The sequence below is a fragment of the Mesorhizobium sp. M0830 genome, from assembly GCF_040319965.1.
Taxonomy (GTDB): domain Bacteria; phylum Pseudomonadota; class Alphaproteobacteria; order Rhizobiales; family Rhizobiaceae; genus Mesorhizobium.
In genome coordinates this window covers 24,372-30,899 of the sequence record NZ_JAMYOR010000071.1, presented here as the reverse complement: position 1 = coordinate 30,899, position 6,528 = coordinate 24,372, and the positions used below count along the sequence as shown (strand labels likewise).

Sequence of the window (6,528 nt, the reverse complement as noted above, 5' to 3'; positions counted from 1 at the left end):
AGAGGGCTCCGCAAATCACGAAGCCTCCCATGAATCATATTCGCACCCCAAACGCACCACACGTTAACCCGAAGCGATTGCCCTGACCGGGTGTCGCTCGGCAATTGACTCTTGACGCAAACCGCGTAAAAGCCGGCACCGAACAGGACAGTTTCGATGCGCGGCCTTTTGATGGCGTTTCTTGCATTCGACCTCCCTGGCCGCAATGAACATCATTGGGCCGGGCGCGTCGGCGCGTCTCCCCGTTCCAGCAAAACTATGGCCAAAACCACCACCAAAACGGTGTGATTCCCTTGGCCTAACCACCCTCTCCCGGGTCCGGCCCGGGGGCGGAACCCGCACCGGCCAGCGGGTTTCTCCAAAAACAAAGCGGAGAGGGACAGGAGATTTCTAATGAGTTTCAAGGTAGCGATCGTCGGCGCCACGGGCAATGTGGGCCGGGAAATGCTCAACATCCTGGAAGAGCGCGGCTTTCCGGTAAGCGAAGTCGTAGCGCTGGCCTCGCGGCGCAGCCAGGGCACCGAGGTGTCGTTCGGCGACCGCACGCTGAAGGTCAAGTCGCTTGACCAGTATGATTTTTCAGACACCGACATCTGCATCATGTCGGCCGGCGGCAACGTCTCCAAGGAATGGTCGCCGAAGATCGGCAAGCAGGGCTGCGTCGTCATCGATAATTCATCGGCCTTCCGCTACGACCAGGACGTGCCGCTGATCGTGCCGGAAGTTAACCCGGATGCGATCTCGCTGTTCACGCGCAAGAACATCATCGCCAACCCGAACTGCTCGACGGCGCAGCTCGTCGTGGCGCTGAAGCCGCTGCACGACTTCGCCACCATCAAGCGCGTCGTCGTCGCCACCTACCAGTCGGTGTCGGGCGCCGGCAAGGAAGGCATGGACGAGCTGTTCACGCAGACGCGCGCCGTGTTCGTCGCCGATACCGTCGACGTCAAGAAGTTCACCAAGCGCATCGCCTTCAACGTCATCCCGCATATCGACGTCTTCCTCGACGATGGTTTCACCAAGGAAGAGTGGAAGATGGTGGCCGAGACCAAGAAGATGCTCGACCCCAAGATCAAGCTGACGGCGACCTGCGTGCGCGTTCCGGTGTTCATCGGCCATTCGGAAGCGGTCAACATCGAGTTCGAAAAGCCGATCACCGCCGACGAGGCGCGGGATATTCTTCGGGACGCCCCGGGCTGCCAGGTCTTGGACAAGCGCGAGGACGGAGGCTACATCACGCCGCTGGAATCGGCCGGCGAGGACGCCACCTTCATCTCGCGCATCCGCGAGGATTCGACCATCGACAACGGCCTGTCGATGTGGATCGTCTCCGACAATTTACGCAAGGGCGCGGCCCTCAACGCGGTGCAGATTGCCGAACTGCTGGTCGAGCGCGGCCTGATCCAGCCGAAGAAGAAGGCGGCCTGACGGCCATCAGTTTCGCTCACGGGCCGTATCGCCGCTGCCGCGGCGGGCCCTCCGCGGGGGCGCCGGACGACCGGCGGTCCGCCGGCGGGCTCGGCCTTTGGCCGTTAGCCCTCTTCTCCCCGTTCACGGGGAGAAGGTCCCGGCAGGGGGATGAGGGCAGCACCGGCCTCAGATTTGATTTTCCGCCGCCAGCCCGATCAACAGCTCCAGCGCTTCCTCCGCCCGGTCGGCGGGGACGAACAGATGGTCGTGATAGAAGGCTGAGACAGGATTGACGCCTATGCCGGCGGCGGCCAGGCGCGTGGTGATGGCGGCGAGGAAGCCGACGGCTTCCAGCGACGAATAAATGTTCAGCGTCACCATCCGGCAGCTGAAGGAAGCGGTCAAGCCGGCTGCGTTGGCCGCCTCCTCGGCCACGATAAGCGTCGCGCCCTCGCGCTCGCGGAACACCATCACCGGGTCGAGGCCTCGCGGCTGCGCGACGCCGGGCGCGAGCGTGGCGAAGACATAGGTGCCGGCGAGCAGTTCCGGCGTCATCGATCCCAGCAGTGTCTTCAGATCGGTTTCGCCGGTCATTCTTTCCTCTCGATGGATACGGGCCGCGACGTCCCTCAATATCCACCCGCGAAGGGTGACGATAGCCACTCCGACACGCTGCGCGGGGTGCGCGCGCTGATCCGGCTCAGCCGATAAGCGATATCCCGCATGGCGTTTACATTGGAAGGCCGGCCGCAATCGAAGCTCCGCTGCCTGCTGGAAAGCTAGCCCTTCGCCGGCAATCTCCTTTGGATCAAATCGGCCAGTTGCGAGTTAGGTATTTGCTCGGCGGAGGAGGCGGCTCCTACCTGGAGAGGAACGACAATGAAGAAAACGATGCTTTTGATGGCCTTGCTGGTGCCGCTCGCCGCTTGTTCGCAAACGGAAAAGGGCGCGGCTGTCGGCGGATTGGGTGGTGCTGCCGTCGGTGCGGCGGTCGCCAACAATCCGGTTCAGGGCGCGGTGGTCGGCGGCGCTGTCGGCGCTGTTGCCGGTGCGTTGATCGGCCGGGCGAGCGAACCTGGCGAATGCCGCTACCGTGATCGTTATGGCCGCGTCTACGTCGACCGCTGCCCACGCGGATATTGATAGGCCGCGTTCGCAAGGTGATGTCGACATAGCAAAACGGCGGGCCTAGGGCCCGCCGTTTTCCTGGATGCGATAGTAATGGCTATTCGGCGGTAGCGGCTTCGGCCTCGGCCGGTGCAGCAGTGGCGGCCGCGGCAGCGGCTGCCGCGTCTTCCTGCGCCTTCTTCAGAAGGGCAGCGCGTTCCTGCGCCTTCTTGCCCGGCTCGGCCTTCTTCGGATTGGCGCGGGCTTCGCGCTTGACGAGTCCGGCCTCGTCGAGGAAGCGCAGCACGCGATCGGTCGGCTGGGCGCCATGCGCCAGCCAATGCTTGACGCGTTCGGCGTCGACCTTGACGCGTTCGCCGTCCTTGGGCAGCAGCGGGTTCCACGAGCCGATCGACTCGATGAACCGGCCGTCACGCGGCGAACGGGCGTCGGCGATGACGACGTGATAGTAAGGACGCTTCTTTGAGCCAGCGCGGGCCAGTCGGATCTTCAAGGGCATTTCTATTCTCCTAAAAATTCTCAGTTCGTTGATCGGGTTTCAGTTGGTTTTCGTCACGCCGTTGGCAGCGAGGTCTTTGTTTCGCCACCGTTCGAAGCGGCGATCTGTTCATGGTGGCGGATCACTTCGCGGACGACGAAGTTGAGGAATTTTTCCGCGAAATCCGGGTCGAGATGGGCATCCTTCGCCAACTGGCGAAGCCGGGCGATCTGCTGCTGCTCGCGCGCAGGGTCGGCCGGCGGCAGGCCATGCGTCGCTTTGAGTACGCCGACCGCCTTGGTACAGCGGAAGCGCTCGGCCAGCATGTGGATGAGTGCCGCGTCGATGTTGTCGATCGAGGCGCGATAGTGGGCCAGGATGGTGCGCGCGTCGGCCATGTCCTTTTCTTCGTTCATGACGTCCTCACTTCTTCTTGCCGAGGCCAGGCAACCCGCCGCCCATTCCGGGCAGACCGGGAAGTTTCATGCCGCCGGGCAGCCCGGGCAGACCACCACCACCGGGAAGCCCTTTCATGCCGCCAAGGCCGGATGCCTGCGCTTGCTTCTGCAAGGCCTCGAGCTGCTTGGGATCCATCTTCGACAGGTCCGGCATGCCGCCGCCCATGCCGCCCGGCATCATGCCGCCGAGGCCCATTTTGGAGGCGAGGCCACCCATCATGCCGCGCATCAGGCCGCCGCCTTTGCCCTTGCCGCCCATCGCCTTCATCATGTCGGCCATGCCGCGGTGCATCTTGAGCAGCTTGTTGATTTCGGCCGCGTCGGTGCCGGAACCGGCGGCGATGCGCTTCTTGCGCGAATGCTTGAGCAAATCGGGGTTGGCGCGCTCGGCCTTGGTCATCGACGAGATGATGGCGAGCTGGCGGCCGAACATCTTGTCGTCGAGACCGGCGGCAGCCATCTGGTCCTTCATCTTGCCCATGCCGGGCATCATGCCCATGATGCCGCCCATGCCACCCATCTTCGACATCTGCTGAAGCTGGCTGGCGAGGTCGTTCAGGTCGAACTTGCCCGACTGCATCTTCTTGGCCATCGCCGCAGCCTGTTCGGCGTCGATGTTTTCGGCGGCCTTCTCGACGAGCGAGACAATGTCGCCCATGCCGAGAATGCGGTCGGCTATGCGCTTGGGGTGGAATTCCTCCAGCCCGTCCATCTTTTCGCCGGTGCCGATCAGCTTGATCGGCTTGCCGGTGACGGCACGCATCGAAAGTGCCGCGCCGCCGCGACCGTCGCCATCCATGCGGGTTAGCACCAGGCCGGTTATGCCGACACGTTCGTCGAAGCTCTTGGCCAGATTGACGGCGTCCTGGCCGGTCAGCGAGTCGGCGACCAGTAGGATCTCGTGCGGGCTCGACACCTTCTTGATGTCGGCCATCTCGACCATCAGCGGCTCGTCGATATGAGTGCGACCGGCAGTGTCGAGGATGACGACGTCGTGGCCGCCGAGCTTGGCCGCCTGCACGGCACGGCGCGCGATGTCGACCGGCGACTGGCCGTCGATGATCGGCAGCGTGGCGACCTTGACCTGTTCGCCGAGCTGACGAAGCTGCTCCTGCGCGGCAGGCCGCCGGGTGTCGAGCGAGGCCATCAGGACCTTCTTGTTCTGACGCTCGGAAAGGCGCTTGGCGATCTTGGCCGAAGTGGTCGTCTTGCCGGAACCCTGCAGGCCGACCATCATGATGACGACCGGTGCCGGTGCATTGAGATCGACGGCGACGCCCTCGGCGCCGAGCATGTCGACCAGCTCGTCATGGACGATCTTGACGACCATCTGGCCGGGCTTGATCGACTTGACCACGGCGGCGCCGACGGCCTTCTCGCGCACCTTGTCGGTGAACGAGCGCACCACTTCCAGCGCCACGTCTGCCTCGAGCAGCGCACGGCGCACCTCGCGCAGTGCCGCCGAGACATCCGCCTCGGACAGGGCACCGCGGCCGGTGAGGCCGTTCAGGATGGAGCCAAGACGCTCCTGAAGCGATTCAAACATTCTTTTTCCTTTTCCCAGGCAAGCGGTGCCCGAGAGGTAATGCGTTCGCGCCAAGTGTCCAAGTCTCGTGGCGAGCAAAAGCCAAAACCAAAACGCACCCGGGGGCGCTCAGCGCTGCCGGGTGTTGGCCTCCAAGATCGATTTACAGCACTTCACCTCGAAGAGGTTTCGGCGTCCTGGTCGGCTTGCTCGGAGGGATACTCGTCGCGGAATTCGGGGCTGTAGACAGGAAATCGGCGCCAGAGTCAAGACAAGCGGAGTTTCGCGTTGTCCCTCGGGGCTGCAATCAGGCCGAGCTTGCGCTATCCGGAAGCTCGGCGGCCACCTTGAGCGGCGAACGCGGATGTAAAAGCAGCACGATCGTCAGCAGGCTGCAGGCGATCCCGATGAAGGCGATAAGCACTGCATCAGCTGTCGTCCAGCCTGGCCCTTCGAGCGGCCTGGCGTTGAACAGGGCGAAGGAATTGTAGCTCTCCTGATGCGAGATCAGCAGGAAGCCGGTCAGATTGTTGCCGAGATGAGCACCGAGGGCGGCGCCGAGATTGCCGGTGGCATAGACGACAACCGTCAGCAGCAGCGCGAAAGCGGCGATCGAGGCGAGCACGCAGGCGTTGATGGCGGCGGATGAGCTGGGGCTCCAATGCAGCGCGGTGAACAGCAGGGCCGGCAGCAGCGCCCAGATGTACGGGCTGCTGAACCGGTTGGCCAGGCCCCGCAGCAGATAGCCGCGGAACAGCATCTCTTCCGAAGATGTCTGCAGCCCGGTGAGCGCGACGATCGGCATTGCAAACAGCAGCCAGGATGACAGGCTGATCGGACCGCGCGCGATCTCGGGCTGCAAGAGATAGAGCAGGATCTCGGAGACAAGAGAGGTGATCAGCACCGCAATCAACCCCTTGAGGAAGTCCGATCGCGACACGCGGCGGCTGACGCCGAGCAGCGCCGAGAGCTTCTCGCGGTGGACCCAGCGCATGGCGATCCACAGGCCGATCCAGATGCCGGCAAACGACGCAAGCGCGGTGAGGATGCCGAGGGGCGAGGAGAGAAACCCATGCACGCCGGATGGCGTCGCCGCACCGGCCTGCCAGGCAAAGAACGCATAGATGCCGCCGAACAGCACGGCCATCGTCGTTGCGGCCCAGAACAGGATGATTATCGCGGTTCCCAGGAACAGGCGCGGCAAGGTCGTCCTGGTGTTGGGTGAGCGCCGATAGCGTTCGAAGGCGGCCGAATCGATCGTCACGCTGGTTCCTTGCCGAATTCATTGCCTGTTGATCTAGAGCATTTCACCGTTTCACGAAAACGGCGAACCGCTCTAACTCTATGTTTTGACGCAATTCCGGACGGAAAACCGCGTCACGCTTTTCCTTGAATTGCTCTAGCCGGGGGCCGAGAAAATCGGAATCGATTTCGCAAGGGAGCATTCGCGTCTCGGAGATCGCAACACGTCCATCGATGGCCCGCGTGGCAGCACGGCTCTGCCTGGCAGTCAGGCGGTCGCTGAGATT

General features: G+C 63.3%; 7 protein-coding genes. 2 read left to right on the top strand and 5 right to left on the bottom strand.

All coding sequences use genetic code 11. The features are described from left to right. Positions 1-393: 393 nt before the first annotated feature. Positions 394-1,428, top strand: coding sequence for an aspartate-semialdehyde dehydrogenase (locus NKI20_RS29100; protein WP_352836968.1), 1,035 nt, complete (start codon positions 394-396; stop codon positions 1,426-1,428). Positions 1,429-1,596: 168 nt separating this feature from the next. Here NKI20_RS29100 and NKI20_RS29095 read toward each other — a convergent pair whose 3' ends face one another. After that, entirely contained in the window at positions 1,597-2,004 is a 408-nt protein-coding gene (locus NKI20_RS29095) for an ACT domain-containing protein (protein WP_352836965.1), read from the bottom strand. A 285-nt stretch (positions 2,005-2,289) separates the two neighbouring features. Here NKI20_RS29095 and NKI20_RS29090 point away from each other — a divergent pair, with 285 nt between their 5' ends. Then, positions 2,290-2,553, top strand: a complete 264-nt coding sequence (locus tag NKI20_RS29090) for a YMGG-like glycine zipper-containing protein (RefSeq protein WP_352836962.1) — start codon at positions 2,290-2,292, stop codon at positions 2,551-2,553. Between the two features lie 82 nt (positions 2,554-2,635). Here NKI20_RS29090 and rpsP read toward each other — a convergent pair whose 3' ends face one another. From rpsP to NKI20_RS29070, 4 genes are all read right to left on the bottom strand, one after another. Continuing rightward, positions 2,636-3,037, bottom strand: coding sequence for a 30S ribosomal protein S16 (gene rpsP / locus NKI20_RS29085; protein WP_352486144.1), 402 nt, complete (start codon positions 3,035-3,037; stop codon positions 2,636-2,638). Between the two features lie 53 nt (positions 3,038-3,090). Further along, positions 3,091-3,432, bottom strand: coding sequence for a chorismate mutase (locus NKI20_RS29080; protein WP_352836958.1), 342 nt, complete (start codon positions 3,430-3,432; stop codon positions 3,091-3,093). 7 nt (positions 3,433-3,439) lie between these two features. Then, the gene (ffh, locus tag NKI20_RS29075; protein WP_352836955.1) at positions 3,440-5,020 is read right to left on the bottom strand and encodes a signal recognition particle protein; all 1,581 of its coding nucleotides are present in this window, start codon (positions 5,018-5,020) and stop codon (positions 3,440-3,442) included. Between the two features lie 286 nt (positions 5,021-5,306). Beyond that, positions 5,307-6,263, bottom strand: coding sequence for a CPBP family intramembrane glutamic endopeptidase (locus NKI20_RS29070; protein ID WP_352836952.1), 957 nt, complete (start codon positions 6,261-6,263; stop codon positions 5,307-5,309). Positions 6,264-6,528: the final 265 nt, after the last annotated feature.